The sequence below is a fragment of the Nocardia inohanensis NBRC 100128 genome (assembly GCF_001612945.1).
Classification (GTDB): Bacteria; Actinomycetota; Actinomycetes; order Mycobacteriales; family Mycobacteriaceae; genus Nocardia; species Nocardia inohanensis.
Genome location: NZ_BDBK01000002.1, coordinates 494,963 through 519,583, shown reverse-complemented (window position 1 = coordinate 519,583; position 24,621 = coordinate 494,963). Strand labels below are relative to the sequence as shown.

The following is a 24,621-nucleotide window of genomic DNA, read 5'->3' as shown; positions in this document are numbered from 1 at the left end:
TGCCGAGAGGAAACAGCGTGAAGGCACTGGTAACCGGGGCGTCCGGATTCCTGGGCGGGGCGATCGTGCGCCGCCTGGTTGACGACGGTGAGTACGAGGTGGCGATCCTCGCCCGGCCGACCAGCAACCTGCGCGATCTGGACGAGGTGATCGACCGGGTCGAGGTGATCACCGGCGACCTCACCGACCGGGCATCGCTGGAACGCGCCACCAAAGGCGTGGACGTGGTGTTCCACAGTGCCGCGCGGGTGGACGAGCGCGGGACGCGGGCACAGTTCGTGGCCGAGAACATCACGGCCACCGAGAATCTGCTGCATGCCGCGCGGCGTAACGGCGCTTCGCGGTTCGTGTTCATCTCCAGCCCCAGCGCGCTCATGGATCGTGACGGCGGCGATCAGGTGAACGTGGACGAGTCGCTGCCGTATCCGCGGCGGTATCTGAACCTGTACTCCGAGACCAAGGCGGCGGCGGAACGCGCTGTGCTGGCGGCGAATACGTCCGGCTTCAGCACCACCGCGCTGCGGCCGCGCGCCATCTGGGGTGCGGGTGACCGGTCCGGTCCGATCGTGCGGCTGCTCAGCCGCGCGGCGGCGGGCAGCCTGCCGGACCTTTCGTTCGGCAACAAGGTGTACGCGTCGCTGTGCCATGTGGACAACATCGTGGACGCGGCGGTCAAGGCGGCCGGATCCGAAAACGTCGGCGGTAAAGCGTATTTCATCGCCGATGCCGAACAGACCGACGTCTGGGGCTTCCTGGGCGAGGTGGCCGGCGGCCTCGGCTACGCGCCGCCGTCCCGGCAGCCCAACCCGAAGGTGGTGCGGGCCGCGGTCGCGGTCATCGAAACCATCTGGCGCATACCGTATGTCGCGACGCGCTGGTCACCGCCGCTGTCGCGGTATGTGGTGGCCCTGATGACCCGCACGGCCACCTACGACACTTCGGCCGCCGCACGCGATTTCGGCTATCACGCGGTCGTGGATCGAGCCACGGGGCTCACCGAGTTCCTGGCCTGGCTCGAAACCCAGGGCGGCGTCGTGGAATTGACCAAGGACCTCCGGTAGCACCCACCGTTCAGGAGCAGGATTCGTGAGCACCTTCCGACGCCCCATCACCCCCACCGAACTCATCTACTTCCCGATGCGGGACCTGGCCCCGCCGTTCCTCATGCAGCTGGCGGTCGAAGGCATCGGTGCTGTCGATGCCGAGGAACTGCGGCGGGCGGTCGCCGTCGCGGCCGCGGCCAATCCCGGTGCGCGACTGGTGCGGGACGGGAAGTACTGGGTGGACAGCGGGGTGGCGCCGGCGGTGCGGGTGCTCGAGCACAGCCTCGAATACCCCGCGCTGGAGGGTGATCCGGTGCTCACCTCGCCGATCGGCCCGAGCCCGGAATCGACCGTCGAGCTGCTGTTGCTGACCGGCGACACCACCACCCTGGTGTTCCGGATCTTCCACGGCGTCATGGACGGCATGGGCGTGATCATGTGGTTCACCGATGTGCTGCGGGCGCTGCGCGGGGAGGCGCCGCTCGGCGCGCCCGACCCGATCGCCGATGCCGAACTGGTGCGCAAGGTCGGCGCGCCCGGCCGCCCGACCCTCATGCTCCCGCGCTACCGGGCCGCCACCGGACGCGGACGGCAGGAGCCGGGCGTGCACCGGCATCTGTTGCGGCACCGCACCATCCACGCGAGCGGACGCGGTGCGCTGGAACGGGTCGCGGCCATCCTCGCCTCCGAAGGCGGCCCGGTCTCGCGCATCATGGTGCCGGTGGATCTGCGCCGCCACGACCCGTCGGTGCGCTCCACCGGCAATCTGGCGCTCCCGCTGTTCATCGACGCCACGCCGGGGATGAGCTGGCAGCAGATCGCCGAGATCAAGCGCACCGGGCTGCGGGAACGGCGCGAACTCAACCAGATGGACAACGGCGGGCTCACCGCGCTGCCGCCCGCCGTCGGACGCGGGCTGCTGCGGTCGCTGAACGCGCTCGGCTCGCGCTGGGGCCGGAACCTGGCCTCCGCCACCGTTTCCCATATGGGCCGCTACGACTTCGACGAACTCGCGGTGCCCGGGTTCACGCCCACCTCCATTCGGATCCTGCCGCAGCACAGCGTCGCCATGCCGCTGCTGTTCGGCATGACCGAGGGCGGCGGGCGCACCGAACTCACCGTCTCGGCGCGCAATGGCCGGGGTATCGAGGAACGGCTCGAGGCGCTGCTGGACCGGATCGTGCGGACCTTGAAAACCGAACTGGCGGAAGCGGATACCACCGTCGGCTGAGCCGCCGGGCCGGGTGCTATCGAACGGAGTACGTGATGACAGCGTGGGCGCGGCTGGTGGTCGCCCGGCCGAAGACGGTGCTGGTGGCGGCGGTGCTGTTCGCGCTGGCGTGCGGGCTGTTCGGGACCGGGCTGGCGGAGCGGGTGAGCGCGGCCGGATTCACCGATCCGGGTGGGGAATCCAGTGCGGTGGATCAGTGGGTGAAGGAGCGGCTGGGGCCGCAGAACCCGGATGTGATCGCGATTTACACCGCGCCCGAAGGTAAGTCGCTCGCTGACATCGGTGCGCAGGTGACCGCGGCGGTGGGGCGGATCGATCCGGCGCTGCTGGATCGGCCGGTCGAAACCTATTGGAACAGTTCACGACAGCAGTACCTGCGCTCGGCCGATGGGCGGCAGGCGGTCGCTGTGGTCTTCGCGGCCGGGGATGACAACCGGCGGATCGCGGTGTATCCCGAACTGGCCGAGCATCTTCGGGTGCCCGGGGTCGATACCCGGCTGACCGGTTACAGCGCGCTCGCCGACGAGATCAGCAAGCAATCGCGGCACGATCTGATCGTCGCCGAGTCCATTTCGATTCCCTTGACCGCATTGGTCCTGGTCCTGGTCTTCGGCGGGGTGGTGGCCGCTGCGCTGCCCGTGCTGGTCGGCTCGCTCGCGGTGGTGGGTGCGCTCGGCGCGGTCGGGCTGCTGGCGCGCTGCACCGAGGTGAGCATCTTCGCCATGAACGTGGTGTCGCTGCTCGGGCTCGGATTGGCCATCGACTACGGGCTTTTCGTGGTCGGGCGCTATCGGGAGGAACTCGGTCGGGGCCGTACCCCGGCCGAGGCCGTCACCCGCACCCTGTCCACCGCCGGCCGCACCGTGCTCTTCTCCGCGCTCCTGCTGATGTGCGCGTTCGCGGGCACCTTCGTCTTCCCGCAAGCGGTACTGCGCTCCCTCGGGTTCGGGGCCATCGCCGCCGTCGCCCTGGCCGCCCTGCTGTCGGTCACCGCCCTGCCCGCCGCGCTGGTCCTGCTCGGCCCGCGCATCAGCAAATGGAGTTGGCGCGCGGACGCTTTCGATCGCTCCGAAGCGCGTGCTCAACGCTTCTGGGGCCGCGTGGTGACCGCGGTCATGCGCCGCCCCGGCGCGGTGGCTATCGTCGTGGGCGCGATCCTGCTGCTACTGGCCGCCCCGGTGACCGGCGTCCGCCTCGGCGACGTCGACCACACCGCGCTACCCGCGGGCAATGAAACCCGTACGGCGGTCGAAGAATTGACCGCCCACTTCCCCGCCGCCAACAGCGGCGCGACCGTCCTGGTCCGCGAATCCGACGGCGGCCCACTGCCATCCGCCGCCATCGGCACGGCGCTTCGTGAAGTCGGCGGCGTCCCCGGCGTCAAGCAGGCCCTGCATCTGGAAACCCGCGACAACACCGCCATCATCCACGCGGCCCTCACCACCCCCGACCGCTCCCCCGCCTCCCAGGACACCGTGCACCGCATCCGCGAACTCTCCCTCGACGGCCTGGAGCTGCGGGTCGGCGGCGAAAGCGCGGCCACCGCGGACAGTGTCACCGCGGTCCTGACCCGCCTCCCCCTCATGCTCGTCGTCATGGTCGCCGCCACCCTGCTCATGCTGGCGACCGCGTTCCGCTCGGTGATCCTCCCGATCAAAGCGGTCCTGATGGCCTTCCTCAGCCTGGCCGCCACCTTCGGCGTCCTCACCTGGATCTTCGACCGGGGCCACCTCGCCGACGCCCTCGCCATCAGCCCCGGCCCGCTCTCCGCGGGCATGCTGGTCCTGATCATCGCCGTGGTCTTCGGACTCTCCACCGACTACGAGGTATTCCTGCTCTCCCGCATGGTCGAGGCCCACGACGCCGGCGCCGACACCGAACAAGCCGTCCACACCGGCACCGTCCGGACCGCACGCATAATCACCGCCGCCGCAACCCTTCTCGTCCTCATCACCGGAGCCTTCACCCTCTCCCCGCTGACCCCCATGCGCTTCCTCGGCCTCGGCATGGTCATCGCCCTGATCATCGACGCCACCCTGGTGCGCATGCTGCTGGTCCCGGCACTGGTCAAGCTGATGGGCCCCGCCAACTGGTGGACACCCCGCTTCCCCGGCCGCACCCCGCCTCCCACAACGGAAAGCGAAGGGGCCCAGGATCAGTCGGCGGAGCGGGCGGTCAGGACGGCGTCGTAGAGTTCGCGGCGGGAAGCGCCGGTGCCGGCGGCTACCTCGGCGCAGGCGTCTTTGAGGCGCATGCCGGTGGCGGTGAGGGCTTCCACCTGGCCGACGAGGTCTTCGGGGGCGGTCGAAACCGGTTGTGCGCCTTCGAGAACCACGGTGATCTCGCCGCGGGCGCCTTCGACCGCCCAGGCCGCCAGTTCGGCCAGGGTGCCTCGGACCACTTCCTCGTAGGTTTTGGTGAGTTCGCGGCAGACGGCGGCGCGGCGGTCGGGGCCGAGGATTTCGACGGCGTCGGCGAGGCAGTCCGCGAGGCGGTGGGGAGCTTCGAAGAAGGCGATGGCGCGGGGTTCGGTCCGGACGGTGCGGAAATACTCTTTGCGCTGGCCGGATTTACGGGGAGCGAAGCCGTCGAAGCAGAAGCGTTCCACCGGCAGGCCGGAGAGGGCCAGGGCGGTGGTCACCGCGGAGGGGCCGGGCAGGCAGGTGATGGGGAGGTCTTTCTCGACGCAGGCGGCGACCATGCGGTAGCCGGGGTCGCTGACCGAGGGCATGCCGGCGTCGGTGACCAGCAGGACCGTGCTGCCGGAGTCGATCTCTTCCAGGAGCATGGGGATGCGGGCGGTTTCGACGTGGTCGTAGAAGCTGACCACGCGGCCGGTGATCTCCACCTCCAGCGCCTTGGCGAGGGAACGGGTGCGGCGGGTGTCCTCGGCGGCGACGATGTCGGCGGTGGCGAGGGCATCGCGCAGGCGCTGGGAGGCGTCGCCGATATCGCCCATGGGGGTCGCCGCGAGCACCAGCCGTCCGGTCGAGGTCGGCTCGCCGCTCACATCGCACTCCTTGTCGTCACTGAAAACCGGGTGGGGATCCCGCCCAGCATACGGGCGGGTGCGAGGTGAGCCGGGCGGCGAGGTTCTCACCGCGCGGGACCTGAGCAGCCCGCACCGCCTACGATCGAGGCCGTGACCCAGGTGACCGATGCGCGACCGCCAGCCTCCGAAGACGCGGGCGTCGCGCTATCCAGTCCGGCACCGCTGCTGCCCTCACCGGACTTCGGTCCGACCGATTGGGCGCGCGGCTGGGCGGTCACGCTGTTCCTGACCGCGGTGGCGGCCCTCACCCGATTCATCATGCTGGGGTATCCGACCGACGGTAAGACGCCGGTATTCGACGAGAAGCATTACGCGCCGCAGGGCTGGCAGGTGCTCAACGGCGGCGGCACCGAGGACAATCCCGGATACGGGCTGGTGGTGCATCCGCCGGTCGGCAAGCAGATGATCGCGCTCGGCGAATGGATCTTCGGCTACAACGGCTGGGGCTGGCGGTTCACCGCGGCGGTGTCGGGAACCATCCTGGTGCTGTTGGTGATTCGCATCGTGCGGCGCATGACGCGCTCCACCCTGATCGGCGCGTTCGCGGGGATTCTGATCATCTGCGACGGGCTCACCTTCGTATCCTCGCGACTGGGGATGCTCGATATCTTCCAAGCCCTGTTCGTGACAGCGGCTTTCGGCTGTTTGATCGTGGACCGCGACGAGATGCGCACGCGCATGGCGCTGGTCGCGGCCGAAGGACGCCTGGGGGACAGCGACTTCGGGCCGCGTCTCGGGGTGCGCTGGTGGCGGTTCGGGGCCGGGCTCATGCTCGGCCTGGCCTGCGGAACCAAATGGTCGGGCGCGTACTGGATCATCGGATTCGCCGCGCTGAGCCTGGGATTCGATCTGGCGGCGCGGCGCGGATACCGGGTGCGGCGGCCCTTCGCCGGCGTCGCGGTGCGCGATCTCGGGCCGACCATCTGGGCGCTCGCCGTAGTGCCGGTCATGGTGTACCTCGGCTCGTTCTACGCGTGGTTCGCCAGCGAGACCAGCTACGACCGCTGGGCGGTCGGGGTGAAGGTCGGACGCGACGGGGCGTTCTCCTGGGTGCCCGCCGCGCTGCGCTCGCTCTGGTTCTACGGCGGGGAGGTGCTGACCTTCCACAAGGAGCTCACCAATTCCGCCGGGAATCACCATCCTTGGGAATCCAAGCCGTGGACCTGGCCGATGGGTTTGCGGCCGATGCTGTACTACTACGCCGACACCAATGTGGGCGGCTGCGGTCAGTCGCAGTGCGTGAAGGCCGTGATGGCGATCGGCACCCCCGCACTGTGGTGGGTGGCGTTCCCGATGCTGGCGTGGGCGATGTGGCGCAGCATGGTGCGCCGGGACTGGCGTTACGCGGCCGTGCTGGTCGGGTACGGGGCCGGTTTCCTGCCGTGGTTCCTGTCGCTGGATCGGCAGATGTACTTCTTCTATGCCGTGCCGCTGGCCCCGTTCCTGGTGATGGGAGTGGCTCTCGCACTGGGCGATATCCTCGGCCACGCGCCGCCGAGCGGGCGACGGCTCTCCGGGGCGCAGGATTTGCAGCAGTTCACGCCGCCGAGCGAGCGGCAGGGGCTGGGACTGCTCGCGGTCTGCATCTACCTGGCGCTGGTGATCGCGAACTTCATCTGGCTGTGGCCTATCCTCACCGCCATGCCCATCACCCCGGCCAGCTGGCACGACCATCTCTGGTTGCCGAGCTGGAAGTAGTCCGTCCGCGGAGATTACGGCGCGGGGCGGGTTTCGCCCAGCGCCGCGCGTAGGTAGCGCACAGCGGCTTCGTCGTCCAGGCCGAGACGGCGGATGACGCCGACGTATTCGGTGGCGGCGCGACCGGCGAGATCGCGGGTGGGGTCCCCCGACGAAGCGATGAAAGAGCCGAGGCGACCGCGGGTTTCGAGCACGCCGTCCTGCTCCAGCTCGCGATAGGCGCGCGCCACCGTATTCGGCGCGAGTTTCAGTTCCGCGGCGAGCGCGCGCACGGTGGGAATCTTCGTCCCGGCCGCCAGCTCACCGGAGCGGACGCGGGCGATGATCCCCTGCCGGAGCTGCTCGTACGGCGGCACCGTCGAGTGGTGGTCGACCGGGATGTCCAGCATGGCTTCTCACACCTCGTCACGCGACAACGGGCAGGACAGGCAGCGCGGACCGCCTCGGCCGGAACCCAGTTCGGAACCGGGAATGGGCAGCACTTCGATTCCGGCGTCGAGCAGTCGCGCATTGGTCATCTCATTGCGTTCGTAGGCGACCACCACGCCCGGCGCGAGCGCGAGCGTGTTGTTGCCGTCATCCCATTGCTCCCGTTCGGCGGTGACCCCGTCCAGCCCGGTGTCGACCACCCGCAGCCGCCCGATGCCCATGGCTTCGGCGGCCATCTTCAGGAAGGGGTCGGGCCCGGCGATGCTCACCCCGCCGTCGTCCCGGCGGCGAATGGTGAACGCGCACAGCGAATCCTGCACCGCCGGATACATGACCACCGCGTCCACATCCACCATGGTGCACACGGTGTCCAGATGCATGGTGGCGCGGGTCTGGGCGATCGGCACCACCAGCACGGTATGTGCCAGCTCGTCCTCGAACAGGCTGCGCGCCAAGGCTTCCGCACCGGCGGCCGTGGTCCGCTCCCCCACCCCGACGGCGACCACGCCCTTGGCGAGCAGCAGCACATCCCCGCCTTCGATGGGCGCGGTGTGCGATTCGTAGGCGCGGCGCACGCCGAGGAAGCGCGGATGGAAGGCGTAGATGAGATCGGTCAGCGAGGTCTCGCGGGCCCGCGCGGGCAGCGCGAGCGAGGTGATCGCCACCCGCGGCCCCACCCAGAACGAGGAGTCGCGGGTGAAGAGCAGGTTCGCGAGCGGATCGATGACGAAATCGTGCCCGTGATGCATGCGCCGCACCAGCGAGGCGGCATCGGCGCTGAACGGCAGCTCGTCGAAGGTCATGCCCGCGGTGAGAATGTGCGCCAGCTCGGGCGCCGGCACCGTGCGCAGATAGGAAGCCAGTTCGTCGGCCAGCCCGTGCCCGAGCCGGCGCGCGTCCACCGCGCCCGAAATGCCCTGTATCCGTGCCGCCCCGCTCACCTGAATGGTCTCGGTGAGCAGATCCGCCAGCAGCAATACCTCGACCCCGCGCCCGCGCAACACCTCGGCGAAGGTGTCGTGCTCCTGCTGCGCGCGCTCCACCCAGGGAATCGCGTCGAAGAGCAACTGGTCGTTATTGCGCGGGGTGAGCCGGCGCAGCTCGTCGCCTGGACGGTGCAGCAGCACCGTACGCAACGCGCCGACCTCCGAGGTCACGGAAAACGGTCGCGCCGTGGGCGCAGCCTTGGTTCCCATATCCTGACGGTAGTTCCCCCGGGCAAAGATGGCATGCAATTCGCACCCGGGAAAAACCTCGACTAACCTTCAGGTATGCAGACCGCGTCGTGGCAAGCCAAGGAGTTGACGCCGGGCCAGCTGGCCCAACGCGCCGGAGTTGCGGTGTCCGCCTTGCATTTCTACGAACGTGAGGGTTTGATCACAGCGCGCCGCACCAGCGGCAATCAGCGCCGCTATCCGCGCGAAACCCTGCGCCGGGTGGCCTTCATCCGCATCTCTCAGCGTGTCGGAATTCCGCTGGGCGAGATCCGGGCCGCCCTCGATACGCTGCCCGACGGCCGCAACCCCACCCGCCGCGACTGGGAGACGCTCTCCACCAACTGGCGCGCCGACCTGGACGAGCGCATCGAACAACTGATTCGCCTGCGCGACAACCTGACCGGGTGCATCGGCTGCGGCTGCCTGTCGCTGGGCAGCTGCAAACTGGTCAATGCGCACGATCATCTGGGCGATGCGGGCCCGGGGGCGCGGGTACTGGACGTGCACGCCGCGGAACACTGCGCCGAGCCGAAAACCTGCGGTCCCGCCACCGCATAACCCCCTCCCCCCGTCCGGTCAGCGCTGATCCTTCGGCAGGAACGTGGTGAACAGGTCGTTGGCCTTCGCCATCACGAACTCGTACGGCCAGGCGAACTTGCGCGCCCACCAGTAGCCGAAGCGGATGTCGAACTGGGTGTGCACCAGGTAGGTGCCCTTCTCCACGCCCTTCAGGATCGAATCCGCCACCTGCTCGGGCTGGCGGGCGTGCCGGCGGAATCGCTTGATCCAGGCTTGGATTCGCGGGTCGTCGCGGTCCGCGCCGACAATATCCACCGATTGCACCAGCGGCGTGTCCACCGCGCCCGGCACCACCAGGTGCACCTTGATGTCGTGCCGCGCGAGATCGAATCGCAGGACCTCCGACACCCCGCGCAAGCCGAACTTGCTGGCGCTGTAGGCGGCGTGCCACGGGAAGGCCAGCAGCCCGGCCGCCGAGGACACGTTCACCAGCGCGCCGCCGCGCTTGGCCGCGATCATCGGCGGTACGAAGTTCTCGATCACGTGAATGGGGCCCATGAGGTTCACATCCACCATCAGCTTCCAATGCCGATGCTCGAGGTTCTCGACCGTCCCCCAGGTCGACACGCCCGCGATGTTCATCACCACATCCAGCGAACCCAGCTGCTCGTGCACCTGTTTCGCGAAGGCGGTGACCGCGTCGTAGTCGCTGATGTCGAGCGCCTGGGCGTACTCGACCGTGCCGCCGCCCGCGCGCACCGTCGCGACGGTGTCGTCGAGGCCCTCGGCGTTCAGATCGGTCAGCACCAGCCGCGCCCCCTTGCGCGCCGCGGCCAGCGCGGTCGCCCGGCCGATGCCGCTCGCGGCCCCGGTTATCAATGTTTTCTTGCCGCTCAGGCTTCGATCACCCACGCCGATCCATCCTCGAATTCGACAGCTCTGTCAGACGCGCACGCTACTCGCGAACATTATTGTTCGCGAGTCGGTCATTCTCAGGTATCCGCCCCTATTTCAGGGGGCCGAGTTGCGGCCGGTACCCGGAAGATCCAGATCCAACGCTATCCGGCCCGCGCTCAAATGTGTTTCGACTTCCTCCGCCGGCATCGGCCGCGCGATCAGAAAACCTTGCGCCCGATAACATCCCAATGCCACCAGGGTACGCGCCGCGACCGTGGTTTCGACGCCTTCGCCGACCACGCCGAGCCCGAACGAACCGGCAAGTCCCACAATGGATTTCACAATCGCCAAATCATCGGCGCTGGCGCCCAGCCGCTGCACGAACCCGCGATCGATCTTCACCGCGTCCACCGGCAGCGCCTTCAAATGCGACAGCGACGAATATCCGGTGCCGAAATCGTCGATGGCGATCTGCACGCCCATCCGCTTCAGCCCGCGCAGGGTCACCTGGGTCCGCGCCAGATCCTGCACCACCACATGCTCGGTGATCTCCAGGCACACCGACGAACCGTCGATGCCGAACCGGCGCAGAATATCCTCCATCGTCTCCACGAAATCCAGCGAAACCAGCTGCACCGGAGAGACATTGATGCGAATGACGACATTCGAGGCGAGCCCGCGTTTCCGCCATTGCGAGAACTGCTCACACGCCGTGCGAATCACCCAGCGGCCGAGCTCCCCCGCCAGATTCGTCGCCTCGGCGACCCCGACGAACGCCCCCGGCGGCAGCAGCCCGCGCGTCGGATGCTGCCAGCGCACCAGCGCCTCGAGCGCGACCACCCGCCCCGTTCTCAGATCGACCTCGGGCTGATAGTGCAGCAGCAGCGAACCATCCGACACCGCACCGCGCAGGTTCAACTCGACATCGTCCTGCAATTCGAACTGCGCCCGCATGGCGTCGGTGAACACGGCCACCCCGTTGCCACCGCTCGACTTCGCCGACAGCAGGGCGTGATCGGCGCGGCGCAGGACATCGGCCACCGTGGTCTCACCCGGAATCCCCAGCGCCACACCGATACTCGCCCCGCGACTGACGGTCTCCTCGCCGACCGTGACCCGGCGGCCGATGAGCTGTTGAATGCGGGTCGCCTCCTGATCCGCGGCCGCGGCATCCAGGGGTTTGGCGGGCACGATGACGAACTCGTCGCCGCCGAGCCGGGCGATCATGTCGCCGGGATCCAAATTCTCACGCAAACGAGTAGCCAGCGTGCGAATGAAATTGTCCCCGGCGGTGTGGCCCAGAAAATCGTTGAGCGCCTTGAGCCGATCCAGATCCAGGAAAAACGTCGCCACCGGCCCCTGACTGCCGGATTTGAGCCGCTCCTCCATATGTTCGAGCAGCGACCGCCGATTCGCCAGGCCGGTCAGATCATCGTGCATGGCGATGTAGCGCAACCGCTCCTCGGCGACCACGCGCGCCTGCAACTGCGCGAACAGCGCGGCAATCGCCTTGAGCACATTGAGTTCCCGATTACTCCACTCGCGATCGCCGGCCTTGATGAAGCCGAGAATGCCGGTGGGTTCACCCCGCGACACCAGCGGCACCGCGGCCACCGACACCGAATCGATACCGGTGGCCTGCTGAATCAGTTGCTGATAGTCGGCGAATTCGGGAATCGGCCGGATGATGATCGGCTCGGTGGTGTGTGAGAGCTGCCCGAGCGCGGAGGTCGGATCGTCGAGATGGGCCACATGCAGCGGATCGTCGTCGTCGGGCGGGACCCGGCGCGGCCACTCCGCGACCAGCATGGAGACCCGGCGCACCGGATCGGTGAAGCGCAGGAAACTGAAATCGACGTCGAAGTGCTCCACCAGCCAGGACAGCACCTGCTCGCTGGCCGCCGCCATCATGGTGGCATCGACCGCCATCAACTCGGAGGCGACCTGGGTCACCAGTGAGTCGAGCGTTCGCCGAGGCACCTTTTCTCCGATCTCACAAACCGCGGGTGTCCGCGCCCGGTATGGGAAGTCGCCTGCTCCGAACCGTTGGTTTCGGCGCGTATCCCAACCGCAGAACCGCCACCATCGTTTCGTCCTCAGGCACTCCCGACAGCTCCAGGAAGCGGCCCTGAAGTGACGCTAGTGTATCGGCGAACTCCGGGGAAACCGTATGCAGTTCCTCGGGGCGTCGGGCGAACAGGAATACCGGCGAAACGGGCTGAACGGCCACTCCACGCCGTTCCGCCTCGATCCAGACGCGTTGCAGGGAGGCCCCGGCCCGGGCGTAAGCGGCCAGCTCCGCGGGGTCGTCGAGCGGCGGGGCGGGCATGGTCAGCACCGCCAGCGCCGAACTGGTGCGGAGCTTGCCGAGGGTGCCATCCACCAGCGCCCGGCCGCCGGACCAGGTGCGGAGCAGGGCCATTACATCGGCGCGGCGGGCGATCTCCAGCTTGGCCACTTCATCGGGAGCCAGATCCAGGGTGCGCAGGTCCATGCCGGTGCGCAGATCGTCACCGGGCCAGCGCAGTTCGGAGATCATCTCGGCGTGCATGGCCGGGGTCAGATATCGGGTGCGCTCGGAGGCGGCCAGCATCTCGGCGGCGGAATCGATATCCGAACGCTCGGTGATCCAGTGCAGCCCGCCGCCCGCGCGAGTCGCGGCGGTGGTGAGGGCGGACAGCACCGCGGTGGGCAGCGGTGCGCCGGACCCGTCCCGGCGATTGGTGTGCCGGGTGAGCAGGGCCGGATAGTCCTGGGCGAGTTCGGAATCGGCGCCGTCGCCCAGGCGCAGCACCGCGGTGAGCAGTTCCGTTCCGCCGGTGCGCAATTCGGCCGCGCCGAGCAGGCCCTGCGCGGCCGCGGCGGCGCGTGCGTTGTAGAGCGCCGCACCGAGGGCCAGCGCACTGCCGCGGTAGCCGATATCCATCATCGAAGTACGTTCGCGGGCGAGTGAAACGGTGACGGACTCAGCGTCGGCAACCAAGTTCCAGGGCTGGGCGTTGCCGCCGGACGGAGCGCGCTGTGCGCAGGCCAGCACGGCCGCGAGCCCGGACTCCGGTTCCGGCTCGGCGTCGGATTCCTCGGGCCACACCAGATCCTCGAACGGTTCCGGTTCGACGATCTCATCGAGTGCACGCTCGACATCCACGCGGGTACGGCCCGACGGCAGCTTGATGCCCAACCCGATCCGGCGCACCGCGCTCGCCACGCTCGCGCCACCGAGCTGCACCTCGCCGCCCAATTGCGGCCAGCTGTTGAGGGTTTCGCCGACCTCCACCATGCTGGCCGCGAGGTTCTCGGACAGATTGCGGCCGTCCAGAATCCGGATGACGTGCGGCGCCTTGTCCCGGGTGGAGAGGCCGCGCAGCTCCGCCGAACCGGTCCCGCCGAGCATGCCGTGGAACGGGCGGCGGTTCGGATCCAGATCGAAGCGCTCGACATCCAGGAGCCCACGATCGTTGGATTGCATGAGCAGCGGCAGCCGGTGCCGGCGTGCGCCCTCGCGCACCGCGAGTTTGATGTCGAGCGAATCGCACTCCTCGACCACGATCGACAGGCCGGACAGGAAGGCATCCATATTGTCTTCGCCGACACCGGTTTCGAAGACCTCGACGGGCAGATACGGATCGAGTTCGGCGATTCGGCGAGAGGTGACCACGGCCTTGTTCTCGCCGATATCGAATACCGTGCCCGGGATGCGGTTCAGATTCGACAGCTCGATGGTGTCGAAGTCGGCCAGCCGCAGCCGGCCGCAAATGCCTTCCAGCGCCAGGGTATAGGCGACGGCGTGACCGACGCTCTGCCCGACCACACCGATACTCAGCGCACCGAGCTTTTCCTGTTCCGGCCGGGTGAGGTGATTGCGGTTCCGGTCCAGCCGCAGCGCCCGCATGGTGTTCGGGCCGGGCAGGGCAATGACCGAGCGACGCCACGGATAATAAACCCAGCGATCGAATTCCGGTCCTTCGAACAATTCCGGCGGCGAGAGCAGACCGGCGAATTCAGCACGCAGCAAATCGCGGCGATCAGTGAATTCGATGGTGGGGTCCGCGCGCAGAGCCGCCAGTTGTACAGCGTCATCCGGATGGAATTCATCGAGCAGCAGCGGCCGGTGCACACCGGCCGCGAACGGACCGGCGCTCATGCCTGCGCCAGTCCCTCACCCCGGGGCCGGGGGACCGTGCCGCTCGCCGTCAGCTCCGCCATCTCGGCCTCGATCATCCGCACCTGCTCGGGAGTGCCGACGGATTTGTAGGTCTCCATGTCCCACCACACCGGATGGGTGATGTATCGCTCGTTCGGATAGCCCGAGGGCGGCACCCACCAGACCACCTTCATGCCACTGCTGGCGTAGCGGTCGAGCACGTGCGAAGGGGCGATGCCGGTCGAGTAGCGCACGCCCAGCAGCAGAGCGCTCTGCACGATGGCGCGTGCGACCCAATCCGCAAGGGCGTGACGGTGTTCCGCGTCGCGGGCGACCCAGCCGGTCTTGGCTTCGACGACACCGCCGGGGATCTGGTCGGCGACCATCTTGCGGAAGGCGGCGTCGCCGGTGCGGCCGGCCCAGCTGCGCACGGCGTGCACCTGATCGACGTGGCGATGCGGGCCCTCGGCGCGCACGCCGGCGACCACGCGGCCATCGGAATCGAGTGCGACACAGAACAGTGAGGTCGAGCGGCCGTCGAGCCAGGCGTCGTACTCCACCGCTTCCTCCGCGCCGAAGGACCGGTAGACGGCCAGCGCGCCGTCCAGATACTCGCGCCACAGCCTCGGATCCGCATCCGGCGGACCGATCAAGATCGTGCATCCGGATCGCGCATCACGGCATCGGAGCATCCCGCGACCTGCACCTTCGGCCGGGATGAGCGAGATCGATTCGACTGCCATATAGTTCCCACTCCACTACTACTGACTTCGCGCGGCAAGCGCGCTCCCGCCCGATACGGTCATGTATCGACCGCGCCTGGCTTGGGCACCTAGGGGAGTATCCGTCAGGTCACCGAAATTGTCCAGATATCCGGCAAACGGTCCGATACCCGTATGCGCATCCAGAAATTCCCCCTGGTCAAACCATTGCTATTAGTCATCAAAAGCAACGACAAGACTGGTTGGTTCAGGGCTAGCTAATCATTAGCTATCAAACCAGGATGGAGATGAAGAGCTCCAGATCCGCGGGGCCGGTCCAGATCTCGATCTCCTCGCGGTAGGCGCGGGTGATCTCGGCCGATGCGGTGGCGTCGTCGACCTGAGCCCAGACGTCCTCGGCCGGATCGTGATAGTCGCCGTTCGGGCGGAAGCGGGCGTAGACGCCCTTGGGGACACGGATCAGGACGTCGCCGACGGGAGCCTGGTGCGGGTCGGCGTATTCGTAGGAGACCAGCACGTTGTAGTTGCCCGCGGGGTCGGGGACGTAGACCGTGGCCAGCGGGCGTTCCACGCCGTCGCGGTCGCGCAGCCGGTCGCGGAGGAATTCGATCAGGTCGCTGGTGCTGACCTTGAAGCTGGGGCGGACGCGGGGCACGACGAGGCCGCCGTAGACACCGCCGGGGCGCACCACTATCGAGTAGCTCATGGCTCGACCGCCAGATACAGGTCGATCTTGTAAGCGTGCGGGTAGCACTCGAAATCGCCGGTGTGGATGCGCTTTATCTGGTTGTGCTCCTCGGCGTAGGCGATCTGCGTCCACAGGTCGGTCATGACGCGCGGGAAGTTGCCGACCGAGGAGAAGCGGGCGTAGGTGCCGGCGGGGATGCGGGCCACGATATGGCCGCGGGTCACCCGGTCGAAGGAGTCGCACTGATAGCCGACGATCTGGGTGTTGTAGGTGCCCAGTTCGCTCGCGTAATCGGTGTAGGCCGATGCCAGCGGACCGCCCAGTTCCTGATGCAGCACGGCGGCCCAGGCCACTTCCAGATCGTGGTCGCGCAGTTCTCCGAGGGCGCGTTTGGGGCTGCGTACCGGCAACCCCGCGACCCACGTCTCGTCGCGTTCGACGATCTCAAACTGCATCGGAAGTAGTAGCTCTCTCTGGGTGTTTTCCACAGCCCGTCGGGCGGCCTCCGCCATGCTATCAATCACGCACAAGGGTGTTCCGCGACACGACTGAGGATTGGCTAAGTCGGGTTCTGATGCTCCGGGGTCTCCACCCGGCGGCGGTGCGGCCGGGCCAGCGGGGCGCGCCAGTGCCGCCAGAGCGCGACCAGGCGCAGGCCGACCGCGCCCGCACCCGCCAAACCGCCTGTCCAGTAGGTGTATTGGCCGTAGTGCAGCAGCAGCGCGGTCACCGCCGAACCCAGCAGCGCGGGAACCGCGTACAGCTCGCCGTCGCTGAGCACGCTGGGCGTGACGCCCGCCAGCACATCCCGGATGATGCCGCCCCCTACCGCCGTGACCACGCCCAATGCCGCCGCCGAGGTGGCCGACATATTGTGCTGGAAGGCGGTGACGGTGCCGGTCACGCAGAAGACGCCGAGGCCGATGGCGTCGGTGACGAGCAACGGCGTGCGGACCAATCGGACCGGGGGATGCCAGAAGAAGATGAGCGCCGCCGCCAGCAGCGCCGTGCCCGCATAGCTCAATTGCACGAAGGCGGCCGGGGGCGTGCGGCCGATCACGAGATCGCGGATCACACCGCCGCCGGTCGCGGTCGCGATCGCCAAGACCGTGATGCCGACCACGTCGAACCGCCGCCGCACGGCCAGCAGGGCGCCCGACACGCCGAATGCGAACACGCCCAGCATGTTTCCGGCCTGCTGTGCCGCGTCCACGGCGGTGCCGAGCTCCACCAATTCAGCCATATGAGCGGGTTCCCTTCGCAATCGCAAACTCTCGGCTACCCGCGAACCCTATGCTGCGCCCGCCACACCGCACCGTCACACCCCGGTTGTCGGACCGGTGCGCTTGAATCGACCCGTGTGCCGCACAATTGCCGAGCTGGATGCCCAGCTCACAGCGTGTCGCGCCTGCCCGCGCCTGGTCGAATGGCGGGAACAGGTCGCCCACGAGAAACGCGCCTCGTTCCGTGACGAAAATTACTGGGGTAAACCGGTTCCCGGGTTCGGCCCCGACGACGCCCGGCTGCTCGTGGTCGGCCTGGCGCCGGCCGCGCACGGCGGAAATCGCACCGGCCGGATGTTCACCGGCGATCGCAGCGCCGACGTCCTCATCGCCTGCATGCACCGCGCCGGCCTGGCGAACCAGCCGACCAGCCTGAGCGCCGACGACGGCCTGCGCCTGCTCGGCACCCGCGTCACCGCCCCCGTGCACTGCGCGCCTCCCGACAACAAACCCCTCCCCTCCGAACGCGACAACTGCCGGCACTGGCTGACCACCGAACTCGGCCTGCTCGCCCCGTCGCTGCGCGCCATCGTCGTCCTCGGCGGCTGGGGCTGGCAGGCGTTGCTGCCGGTCCTGACCGAATCCGGCTGGACCGTACCGAAACCCAAACCGAAGTTCGGCCACGGCGCCCACTACGAACTCGAGCCGGCCCGCCCCGACCGCTCTCCCCTCCACCTCTTCGGCACCTACCACCCCAGCCAGCAGAACACCTTCACCGGCCGCCTCACCCCCGCCATGCTCGAGACAGTCCTCACCGCAGCCGCCCGCACCGCGGGCCTCCCCGCCCCACCAGGGGTTTCAGGGGCTTGCCCCTGAGCGTCACGAGAGTTGTACTTCGCTAGTATCTGGGCGTGAGCAGGGCCGATAACTCCGGAACGGGCGGCGGCATCGACAATGCCGAGGCCGGGGCGGCGGATCGCGGGGGCGAAATGACAGTGGACGAGACGAGTTCGGGCGAGGTCACCACACCCCCGAAACGGCGGCGAGCGGCGACCCGGCAACGGCTGCTGGATGCCGCATTCGACGCCTTCGCCGAGGACGGCCTGGGCCGCTGCACGGTCGAACAACTCTGTGAGCGAGCCGGATTCACCCGCGGAGCCTTCTACTCGAACTTCAAATCCCTGGAAGAACTCTTCCTCGCCATGTGGGAACAGCGCTCCAGCCAAATGCTCACCCAGGTAACCGCCCTACTCGAAGTAGATATCGCAGTCAGCGACCCCGCCCAAGCCGTCGAATTCGCCCTGCACGCGGTCCCCATGGACGACAAATGGTTTCGCATCACCTCCGAATTCACCGCCCACGCCCTCCGCAACCCGGACCTACGCCAAGTAATGGTCGCCCGCGAGGAAGCCATCAGCGGCGCCCTGACCCCGGTAGTAGTAGCCCTCCTGGCGCGAGCAGGCCGCCACGTCCCAGACCCCGTATCCCTGGGCCGCTCCCTGATCGCCGTCCACGACGGCACCCTCACCCAATGCCTCCTCGAACCCGCCAACGAAGCCGTCCGAGCCCACCGCACCGACCTCTTCCGCCGCGTGGTCGAGTCCTACAGCGAACCCCTCCCCTCCCCCGAAAACCCCCCACAACCAGCCGATTCGGCATCTCCCCAACCCACCTGATAAAGTTCTGCAAGCGCAGGCCGGAGACGGACTACGCGGGGCTATAGCGCAGTTGGTAGCGCGTCTCGTTCGCATCGAGAAGGTCAGGGGTTCGATTCCCCTTAGCTCCACAACACACGAACAGCCCGCGAACTCGATTCGGTTCGCGGGTTTTTTCGTGTTCGGGGTCAGCCGGAGAAGCTGGACAGGGAGCAGCCGAAGCTGCCGGTGGCTGAGGCGGCGGTGACCTGGACGGTCAGCGGGGTCAGGTCGTTGCCGGGGGTGCCGCCCAGGTATTCGGAGGTGGCTGTGAGTACGTGTTGGCCTGTGGTTTTGGGGGTCCAGGAGACGGTGGCGGGGCTGCCGGTGAGGACGCTGGAGAGGCCGCCGGAGCCGACCGTGCCGGAGCCGATGGCGGTGCCGTTGTCGTAGAAGGTGACCTTCATGCCGTTGAAGGTGCTGCTGCCGCCGCCGACCAGGTCGCCGCTGGTCACCTTGTAGGAGCAGCCGACTTCCGGGGACGAGTTCTTCAGCGTCACTTGGCCCCAGGACGATGCGGCGGCGTTCGGAGCCATCAGTAGTACGGCGCCGACGGCTGCGGCCGCGGTTGCCGAGAATCTGGCGTAGCGCGCCGAAGGTGTTGTCATGGGAGGCCTTTCACCGGTTCGTCCGCCTCGGACGAGGATCCACGAACACTAACGTTCACAGATAGTGAAAGGTGCAAGTTTCAGACAATGGGGGTGCCCCCGATTTCGGGGGCATACGGTCCCCGCCGGTGTTCAGCGGCGGGGTGCGGGACCGGGGTTGTCATCCTCCGGATTGCCGGCCTCGGTATCCCCGCCTGCCGTGGGACCGATTCTGCGCGGCTTGGCCATGCGGCGCCTTCCGGTGGCCGGGGCGTCCTCACCGGCACGTTTGCGGCGGAGTGCGCCGAGATCGATGACGCTCCCGTCGTGCTCGGCTTCGCCCCGGGCGCCCTCCGGTGGAGGGGGTGGCACCGCGCCCTGATCGGCGGGCCACCATCCGGTCTCGCGTTGCAGCTCCGACCGCGTCACCGGCCTGGTCGGCGCCGGATCGTAAATCGAACCACCCTCCGGGAACCAGGGCCGGCGCGGCGGCTCACCCCCTTCTTCGGTGGCGCGTCGCGGTCGCCGGGGTAGCCGGATGACCTTCGAGTCGTCTTCCCCCGCACGCGGACCGGCCTCCGCGGCTTTCATCCCCTCGAGCTTGCGGCGTAACCGTTCCACCGCATCGAACCTGTTGCCGCCGGGGCCCGGTAAAGAACCGCGTCCCGGCTTCTCCTGATCGGACATCGAACTAGCCGCCGGCAGGCGTCGCGGCACCTGCGCGTGCCACGACCGCCGGTTCCCCGGGCCGATCTTCGAATTTCAACTTGCTTGCGTCGCTCACGACCACATTCTCCCTCGAGACCACGACACCCGTTCGCACCGAGCACCGGAGCGGGTCGTGGTACGGGTTTCAGGGTACGAGGTCGGCGCCGGCCGCTTCGAAGGTGCTGGTCCCGGCTGTTGCCAAGACCACTTCGGCCGCCGCGACGAGCCATTTGCCGCAGACGCAGCGCAGGTAGCGGATATTGCCGTGGGTGGAGATGGTTTCGGGGGTGGGCCAGGAGCAGGCGGGGCAGGTGGCGGGCATGGCATCATGCTGATGTAATGGGTCAGTGCATTTCAACCCTTACGGCGGGGTGGCCGCCGAACTGGCCGCGGGACTGGTGAACGCGGGGCCGGAGCAGGACCTCGGCGAGCTGCTCGCGGCCAGCGGCTACAAACCGATCGGGGTCATCGATGGGCGGCAGGACGCCGAATTACGGCGGTGGGCGCGGGAACTGGACGCGGTCTTCCGCTCACCATCGGTCGAGCTGCTCAATGCGCTGCTCGCCAAAACAGCTGGGCGGCCCTACATTTCGGTGCACGACGACCGCGCACCGCATCTGCACTACTCCGACGAAACCGCACCCGTCGACGAACGCGTGAAGGCATACACCGCATTCGGCCTCGCCGCCCTGTTCTGCGAGGACCCGGCCCGCATCGGATGCTGCGCGCGCGAAGGCTGCGGGATCGTATTCGTCGATACCTCCCGCAACGGCAAGCGCCGCTTCTGCACCACCCGCTGCTCAACCCGCGTGCACGTGGCTCGGCATCGGCGGCGCGCCGCGTCCTGAGATCGGCCGCCGACTCAGATCCGGCCGGTCGGCCTGGGGCGCAGCAGCCGGCTCCGGTTTCGATACGCCGCTACCCTGGGCGGAATGGTTGCTCCCGTTGACACACTGGTGCCGATCGCCGCCGACCTGGATGCGGTGACGGCCGTCGGCCACGAGGATGATCCGGCGGCGGCCGGGGTCAGCCGCGCCGCGGTCGAGGCGGTGTGGGAGTCGGTGCGGGATTGGTATCGGCTGGGTACCACGCCGGCGATTCAGGTGTGTCTGCGCCGCAATGAGCGGGTGGTGCTGAATCGGGCGATCGGCCACGCGTGGGGCAATGCTCCGGGTGACGGTCCGGATGCGGAGCGGGTGCCGGTCACCACCGAGATGCCGTTCTGCGGGTTCTCCACCGCCAAGGGCGTCTCGGCGGCGCTCATGGTCATGCTGGTGGAGCAAGGCGCTTTCCGGCTGGAAGATGCGGTGTGCCAGTACATTCCGGAGTTCGCGGCCAATGGCAAGGCGGGCATCACCATCGGTGATGTGCTGTCGCATTCAGCGGGGGTGCCGTTCGTGACGCCGCCGTACAAGGGGTATCAGCTCGTCACCGATGAGGAATTGGCGGTGCGGGCGCTGGCGGATCTGAAGCCGAGCTGGCGGCCGGGCCGGTTCCGGGTATATCACGCGCTGACCAGTGGGTTGATCCAGCGGTTGCTGGTGCAACGGGCCACGGGCAAGCCGATGCGGGAGCATTTGAGCGAGCAGGTGCTGACGCCGTTGGGGTTCCGCTGGAACAACTTCGGGGTCCGCGACGAGGATGTCGAGTTGGTGGTGCCGAGCGTGAAGGTCGGTCCGGGGCCGTCGCGGGTGTGGAGCTATCTGGCCAAGCGCGCGCTCGGCGGCGGGATGGGCGGCGCGGTCTCCGACTCGGCGACGCGGGCCTTCCTGACCGCGGAATTGCCCTCGGGCAATCTGGTGACCACGGCGTGGGAGTTGTCGCGGTTCTACGAAATCCTCGCGCGCGGTGGCGAATTGGATGGCGTCCGGATCATGCGGCCGGAGACCCTGCGGGCGGCGGTACGACCCGCGGACCGGATGCCCGGGGCCGCGGGACGGGTCAGCCGGGCGGGCTACGAACTCGGCGCACGCCGCTCCAAATTCGGCCGTCACACCGGATCCCATTTCGGCAGAAGCGGTTTGACCACCCAGTACGGCTGGGCGGATCCGGCGCGCGGATTGTCGGGGGCGATCCTCACCAGCGGTAAGGCCACCTCCGACACCGACCGGCCGTCGCGCTTGTGCGCGCAGATCTCCGCGACGTTCGGCCTACTCGATCCCGCCGACCGCGTCTTCACGCTGTGAAGTGCGGGGCAGCAGCAGGCTGAGCAGCGCGAGGGCCACGCCGATCCCGGCCGCGACCGCGAACACCCGGTCGTAGCCGATAGCCAGGGCGGCGGCCTCGCCGGCTGCCCCGGCGACCGCGGCGAGCACGGCCAGACCTATCGATCCGCCGGCCTGTGCGGCGGTGTTGGCCAGGCCGCCGACGATGCCCACGTCACCCTCGGGCGCGTCGGCGGTCGCGGTGGCCATGAGCGTCGGGAAGGTCACGCCGATACCGACCGCGACGAGCAATGTCGGCGCCAGGAAGCCGGTGAGGTAGCCGGTATCCGCGTGCGCCTGTGCGAGCAGGCCGAATCCGAGCAGGAAGCTCACGCCCCCGGCGATCAGCAGCGGACGCACGCCCGTTCTGGGCAGCAGCGTGGCCGCCGACCGCGCGACGAGCAGGAACGTCACCGCCGCCGGCGTCTGTCCGAGACCGGCGCGAAGGGCGCTGTAGCCCAGCACATTTTGCAGGAACAGCGAGGTGAAGTACCACATGGCGATGGCGATTCCACCGAACAGCAGCAGCATCGCATTGCCCACCGCCACCCGCCGGATTCCGAAGAGCCGCAGGGGCATCATGGGCCGGGCGGCGAATCGCGCCTCGACCGCCACGAATGCCAGGAGCAGCACTGCGCCCGCCGCGATCGGCCCGATGGCCGCTGCCGAGTTCCACCCGCCCTCGGCGCTTCGCATCACCCCGTAGATCAGTGCGGCCAAGCCCGCCGTGCCTGTCACCGCGCCGAGCAGGTCGAGGGATTCCTTTGCACCCGTGCGCTTCTCGCCGAGCGCGAGCAGCGCCACCGCGATGAGCACCGCACCGATCGGCACATTGATCAGGAACACCCACCGCCACGACAACCCGGTGGTGATGGCGCCGCCCGCGATCGCCCCGGCCATGCCGCCCACCCCGCCCGCCGCCGACCACGCCCCGAAAGCCTTTGCGCGCAAGCCGGGTTCGGTGAAACCGGTGTTGATCACCGCCAGTGTCGCCGGGGCCAGCATGGCCGCTCCCGCCCCCTGCGAGATGCGCGCCGCCACCAATATCTCCGCACTCGTCGCCAGTCCACCGGCCAAGCTCGCGGCGGAGAAGACGAACAGCCCGGCCACCAGCATCCGCCGATGACCGAACAGATCCGCCGCCCTGCCGCCCAGCAGCATGAATCCGGCGAAGGTCAGCAGATACCCGTTCACCACCCAGGCCAGTCCGGGCGCGCTGAACCCGAGATCGCGCTGCACGGAGGGCAATGCGACATTCACGATGGACGAATCCAGGATCACCATGAACTGGCAGGCGCACACCAGCGCCAGTACCAGTCCCGCCGTGCGTGGTCCGGCCCGCCGAACCTCGGCGCTCGTCATGACGTTCTCCTCGCCGGTCCGCGTCATGCGTTCCGCGCGACGGCCAGGGCTTCGGAAGCATCGGGCGATCGCCCCTCCCCCAGCAGCCGGATGGTGATCTCGGCCAGCCGCCGCCCTTGATACCGGGCCGCCGCCAGCGTCGCCGCATCCGGGCCTGCTCCGGCGGGGCCGCTCACATGTGAAGTGCCGTAAGGATTTCCACCCGCCTCCGATATCGCCGGATCGGTGAAGCCCGGCGGCACGATCAGCGATCCCCAGTGGTAGAACACGTTTGCGAGCGACAGCAGCGTGGCCTCGCTACCCCCGTGCCGATTGAAGGCCGAGGTGAACGCGGTCACCGGCTTGTCCGCCAGCCGCCCTTCCCGCCACAAACCACCGGCTTGGTCGATGAATTGCTTGAGCTGCGCCGCCGGTGCGCCGAAACGAGTCGGCGTACCGAAGGCGAAGGCATCGGCCCAGGCCAGGTCCTCGAGCGTCGCCTCGGCGACCGCCTGCGTCGCCTCGATATGCCTGCGCCACAACGGATTCTGATCGATGGCACTGCCGGGCGCGAGTTCGGCCACCCGGCGCAGCCGCACCTGCGCCCCGGCCGCGGCCGCGCCTTCGGTGACGGCCTGCGCGAGTTCGCGCACCGCGCCGGTGGCGCTGTAGTAGATGACGGCGACCTGCACGGCCATGTCCGGCTCCTTCGGTATAGAATTAGTTACGCACATAACTGTTATTCACGTAACTAAATCCTGTCAAGGAGAGCCCGTGGACTTCGAGCAAGCCGATGCCCTCAACCAGGCCATTCGCCTGCTGACCCTGCGGCACCGGGCGCGCGCCGCCGCACTGCTGGCCCCGCTGGGCCTGCATCCGGGCCAAGAGGCGCTGCTGCTCGAACTGGCCCGCACCGGCCCGCGAATCCAGGCTCAGCTCAGCGACGCCCTCGGCTGCGAACCGCCCAGCGTCACCCTGATGACCCGCAAGCTGGAAGCCTCCGGTCACATTCGCCGCAGCCCCGCCCCGGGCGACAAGCGCGCGAGCATCGTCGAACTCACCGACAGCGGAAGGGAATTGGTGGATCAGGTCAAGCGGGTATGGCGGGAGCTGGCACAGGAAACGGTGACCGGACTGCCCGCCGCCACCGTCGCCGAACTCCCCGGCCTGCTCACCACCTTGACCGCCAATGTCGACACCAGGCGTTCCCGAGTGCAGTGAGGG

25 protein-coding genes and 1 tRNA gene are annotated in these 24,621 nt (G+C 68.3%); 11 read left to right on the top strand and 15 right to left on the bottom strand.

The genetic code is table 11. The features are described from left to right. Positions 1-17 precede the first annotated feature (17 nt). From NI1_RS08665 to NI1_RS08655, 3 genes are read left to right on the top strand one after another with little or no spacing between them, the layout of a single operon-like run. The gene (locus NI1_RS08665; RefSeq protein ID WP_174564465.1) at positions 18-1,061 is read left to right on the top strand and encodes an NAD-dependent epimerase/dehydratase family protein; all 1,044 of its coding nucleotides are present in this window, start codon (positions 18-20) and stop codon (positions 1,059-1,061) included. A gap of 25 nt (positions 1,062-1,086) precedes the next feature. Beyond that, entirely contained in the window at positions 1,087-2,274 is a 1,188-nt protein-coding gene (locus NI1_RS08660) for a peptide synthetase (RefSeq protein ID WP_245663133.1), read from the top strand. Positions 2,275-2,309: 35 nt separating this feature from the next. After that, positions 2,310-4,466 carry an MMPL family transporter gene (locus NI1_RS08655; protein WP_067816573.1) on the top strand — a complete coding sequence of 719 codons (2,157 nt, stop codon included), beginning with the start codon at positions 2,310-2,312 and terminating at the stop codon, positions 4,464-4,466. On the opposite strand, the gene rsmI is transcribed toward NI1_RS08655, so the two are convergent. Continuing rightward, positions 4,430-5,284, bottom strand: a complete 855-nt coding sequence (gene rsmI / locus NI1_RS08650; protein ID WP_084522801.1) for a 16S rRNA (cytidine(1402)-2'-O)-methyltransferase — start codon at positions 5,282-5,284, stop codon at positions 4,430-4,432. The genes NI1_RS08655 and rsmI overlap by 37 nt on opposite strands. A 132-nt stretch (positions 5,285-5,416) precedes the next feature. Here rsmI and NI1_RS08645 point away from each other — a divergent pair, with 132 nt between their 5' ends. Further along, positions 5,417-7,024: a dolichyl-phosphate-mannose--protein mannosyltransferase gene (locus NI1_RS08645; protein WP_067816570.1), complete on the top strand. Its 1,608-nt coding sequence runs from the start codon at positions 5,417-5,419 to the stop codon at positions 7,022-7,024. A gap of 14 nt (positions 7,025-7,038) precedes the next feature. Here NI1_RS08645 and NI1_RS08640 read toward each other — a convergent pair whose 3' ends face one another. Both NI1_RS08640 and arcA read right to left on the bottom strand, forming a co-directional pair. Then, the gene (locus NI1_RS08640; RefSeq protein WP_067816566.1) at positions 7,039-7,413 is read right to left on the bottom strand and encodes a GntR family transcriptional regulator; all 375 of its coding nucleotides are present in this window, start codon (positions 7,411-7,413) and stop codon (positions 7,039-7,041) included. Positions 7,414-7,419: 6 nt separating this feature from the next. Continuing rightward, on the bottom strand, positions 7,420-8,649 hold the full coding sequence (gene arcA / locus NI1_RS08635) for an arginine deiminase (protein WP_067816563.1): 1,230 nt from the start codon (positions 8,647-8,649) through the stop codon (positions 7,420-7,422). 75 nt (positions 8,650-8,724) lie between these two features. Between arcA and soxR the strand changes: the two genes are divergently transcribed. Then, the gene (gene soxR, locus NI1_RS08630; RefSeq protein WP_067816561.1) at positions 8,725-9,228 is read left to right on the top strand and encodes a redox-sensitive transcriptional activator SoxR; all 504 of its coding nucleotides are present in this window, start codon (positions 8,725-8,727) and stop codon (positions 9,226-9,228) included. 18 nt (positions 9,229-9,246) lie between these two features. Here soxR and NI1_RS08625 read toward each other — a convergent pair whose 3' ends face one another. From NI1_RS08625 to NI1_RS08595, 7 genes are all read right to left on the bottom strand, one after another. Beyond that, entirely contained in the window at positions 9,247-10,101 is an 855-nt protein-coding gene (locus tag NI1_RS08625) for an SDR family oxidoreductase (protein WP_067816558.1), read from the bottom strand. Between the two features lie 99 nt (positions 10,102-10,200). After that, complete coding sequence (locus tag NI1_RS08620) at positions 10,201-12,015, bottom strand: putative bifunctional diguanylate cyclase/phosphodiesterase (RefSeq protein WP_067817970.1); 1,815 nt, start codon at positions 12,013-12,015, stop codon at positions 10,201-10,203. Between the two features lie 64 nt (positions 12,016-12,079). Then, positions 12,080-14,230: an Rv1355c family protein gene (locus tag NI1_RS08615; protein WP_067816555.1), complete on the bottom strand. Its 2,151-nt coding sequence runs from the start codon at positions 14,228-14,230 to the stop codon at positions 12,080-12,082. Beyond that, complete coding sequence (locus NI1_RS08610; protein WP_157535014.1) at positions 14,227-14,883, bottom strand: hypothetical protein; 657 nt, start codon at positions 14,881-14,883, stop codon at positions 14,227-14,229. The genes NI1_RS08615 and NI1_RS08610 overlap by 4 nt, the downstream gene beginning before the upstream one ends. Before the next feature lie 340 nt (positions 14,884-15,223). Continuing rightward, positions 15,224-15,658, bottom strand: coding sequence for an AraC family transcriptional regulator (locus NI1_RS08605; protein WP_067816549.1), 435 nt, complete (start codon positions 15,656-15,658; stop codon positions 15,224-15,226). Next, positions 15,655-16,095 carry a GyrI-like domain-containing protein gene (locus NI1_RS08600; protein ID WP_067816546.1) on the bottom strand — a complete coding sequence of 147 codons (441 nt, stop codon included), beginning with the start codon at positions 16,093-16,095 and terminating at the stop codon, positions 15,655-15,657. Before NI1_RS08600 ends, NI1_RS08605 begins: the two co-directional genes overlap by 4 nt. Before the next feature lie 104 nt (positions 16,096-16,199). Beyond that, a complete protein-coding gene (locus tag NI1_RS08595; protein WP_067816543.1) occupies positions 16,200-16,883 on the bottom strand; it encodes a trimeric intracellular cation channel family protein in 684 nt (227 codons plus the stop codon). A 115-nt stretch (positions 16,884-16,998) separates the two neighbouring features. Between NI1_RS08595 and NI1_RS08590 the strand changes: the two genes are divergently transcribed. The 3 genes from NI1_RS08590 (at position 16,999) to NI1_RS08580 (ending at position 18,649) form a co-directional block, all read left to right on the top strand. Next, complete coding sequence (locus tag NI1_RS08590; protein WP_067816540.1) at positions 16,999-17,739, top strand: uracil-DNA glycosylase; 741 nt, start codon at positions 16,999-17,001, stop codon at positions 17,737-17,739. A gap of 113 nt (positions 17,740-17,852) precedes the next feature. Continuing rightward, positions 17,853-18,539, top strand: coding sequence for a TetR/AcrR family transcriptional regulator (locus NI1_RS08585; protein ID WP_067817967.1), 687 nt, complete (start codon positions 17,853-17,855; stop codon positions 18,537-18,539). Positions 18,540-18,576: 37 nt separating this feature from the next. Further along, a tRNA-Ala gene (locus tag NI1_RS08580) sits at positions 18,577-18,649 on the top strand. A gap of 57 nt (positions 18,650-18,706) precedes the next feature. Here NI1_RS08580 and NI1_RS08575 read toward each other — a convergent pair. From NI1_RS08575 to NI1_RS08565, 3 genes are all read right to left on the bottom strand, one after another. Continuing rightward, positions 18,707-19,165, bottom strand: a complete 459-nt coding sequence (locus NI1_RS08575; RefSeq protein WP_157535013.1) for a hypothetical protein — start codon at positions 19,163-19,165, stop codon at positions 18,707-18,709. 132 nt (positions 19,166-19,297) lie between these two features. Next, the gene (locus NI1_RS08570) at positions 19,298-19,765 is read right to left on the bottom strand and encodes a hypothetical protein (RefSeq protein ID WP_157535012.1); all 468 of its coding nucleotides are present in this window, start codon (positions 19,763-19,765) and stop codon (positions 19,298-19,300) included. 232 nt (positions 19,766-19,997) lie between these two features. After that, positions 19,998-20,174: a hypothetical protein gene (locus tag NI1_RS08565; protein ID WP_245663132.1), complete on the bottom strand. Its 177-nt coding sequence runs from the start codon at positions 20,172-20,174 to the stop codon at positions 19,998-20,000. 25 nt (positions 20,175-20,199) lie between these two features. Here NI1_RS08565 and NI1_RS08560 point away from each other — a divergent pair, with 25 nt between their 5' ends. Both NI1_RS08560 and NI1_RS08555 read left to right on the top strand, forming a co-directional pair. Beyond that, the gene (locus tag NI1_RS08560; protein ID WP_067816530.1) at positions 20,200-20,700 is read left to right on the top strand and encodes a CGNR zinc finger domain-containing protein; all 501 of its coding nucleotides are present in this window, start codon (positions 20,200-20,202) and stop codon (positions 20,698-20,700) included. 84 nt (positions 20,701-20,784) lie between these two features. Beyond that, positions 20,785-22,038, top strand: a complete 1,254-nt coding sequence (locus NI1_RS08555) for a serine hydrolase domain-containing protein (protein WP_067816528.1) — start codon at positions 20,785-20,787, stop codon at positions 22,036-22,038. Here the strand turns inward: NI1_RS08555 and NI1_RS08550 are convergent. Next, positions 22,003-23,418 carry an MFS transporter gene (locus NI1_RS08550; RefSeq protein ID WP_084522960.1) on the bottom strand — a complete coding sequence of 472 codons (1,416 nt, stop codon included), beginning with the start codon at positions 23,416-23,418 and terminating at the stop codon, positions 22,003-22,005. The genes NI1_RS08555 and NI1_RS08550 overlap by 36 nt on opposite strands. Before the next feature lie 23 nt (positions 23,419-23,441). Beyond that, complete coding sequence (gene wrbA, locus NI1_RS08545; protein ID WP_067816525.1) at positions 23,442-24,095, bottom strand: NAD(P)H:quinone oxidoreductase; 654 nt, start codon at positions 24,093-24,095, stop codon at positions 23,442-23,444. Positions 24,096-24,171: 76 nt separating this feature from the next. Between wrbA and NI1_RS08540 the strand changes: the two genes are divergently transcribed. Beyond that, positions 24,172-24,618, top strand: coding sequence for a MarR family winged helix-turn-helix transcriptional regulator (locus tag NI1_RS08540; RefSeq protein WP_067816523.1), 447 nt, complete (start codon positions 24,172-24,174; stop codon positions 24,616-24,618). Positions 24,619-24,621 lie beyond the last annotated feature (3 nt).

What these genes read in the sequence shown, in the direction of transcription:
- NI1_RS08655 (WP_067816573.1), top strand. Translation starts at nt 2,310, where the DNA reads ATGACAGCGTGGGCGCGGCTGGTGGTCGCCCGGCCGAAGACGGTGCTG.
- NI1_RS08640 (WP_067816566.1), bottom strand. Translation starts at nt 7,413, where the DNA reads ATGCTGGACATCCCGGTCGACCACCACTCGACGGTGCCGCCGTACGAG.
- arcA (WP_067816563.1), bottom strand. Translation starts at nt 8,649, where the DNA reads ATGGGAACCAAGGCTGCGCCCACGGCGCGACCGTTTTCCGTGACCTCG.
- soxR (WP_067816561.1), top strand. Translation starts at nt 8,725, where the DNA reads ATGCAGACCGCGTCGTGGCAAGCCAAGGAGTTGACGCCGGGCCAGCTG.
- NI1_RS08620 (WP_067817970.1), bottom strand. Translation starts at nt 12,015, where the DNA reads ATGGCGGTCGATGCCACCATGATGGCGGCGGCCAGCGAGCAGGTGCTG.
- NI1_RS08615 (WP_067816555.1), bottom strand. Translation starts at nt 14,230, where the DNA reads ATGAGCGCCGGTCCGTTCGCGGCCGGTGTGCACCGGCCGCTGCTGCTC.
- NI1_RS08605 (WP_067816549.1), bottom strand. Translation starts at nt 15,658, where the DNA reads ATGAGCTACTCGATAGTGGTGCGCCCCGGCGGTGTCTACGGCGGCCTC.
- NI1_RS08600 (WP_067816546.1), bottom strand. Translation starts at nt 16,095, where the DNA reads ATGCAGTTTGAGATCGTCGAACGCGACGAGACGTGGGTCGCGGGGTTG.
- NI1_RS08595 (WP_067816543.1), bottom strand. Translation starts at nt 16,883, where the DNA reads ATGGCTGAATTGGTGGAGCTCGGCACCGCCGTGGACGCGGCACAGCAG.
- NI1_RS08585 (WP_067817967.1), top strand. Translation starts at nt 17,853, where the DNA reads ATGACAGTGGACGAGACGAGTTCGGGCGAGGTCACCACACCCCCGAAA.
- NI1_RS08575 (WP_157535013.1), bottom strand. Translation starts at nt 19,165, where the DNA reads ATGACAACACCTTCGGCGCGCTACGCCAGATTCTCGGCAACCGCGGCC.
- NI1_RS08565 (WP_245663132.1), bottom strand. Translation starts at nt 20,174, where the DNA reads ATGCCCGCCACCTGCCCCGCCTGCTCCTGGCCCACCCCCGAAACCATC.
- NI1_RS08555 (WP_067816528.1), top strand. Translation starts at nt 20,785, where the DNA reads ATGGTTGCTCCCGTTGACACACTGGTGCCGATCGCCGCCGACCTGGAT.
- NI1_RS08550 (WP_084522960.1), bottom strand. Translation starts at nt 23,418, where the DNA reads ATGACGAGCGCCGAGGTTCGGCGGGCCGGACCACGCACGGCGGGACTG.
- wrbA (WP_067816525.1), bottom strand. Translation starts at nt 24,095, where the DNA reads ATGGCCGTGCAGGTCGCCGTCATCTACTACAGCGCCACCGGCGCGGTG.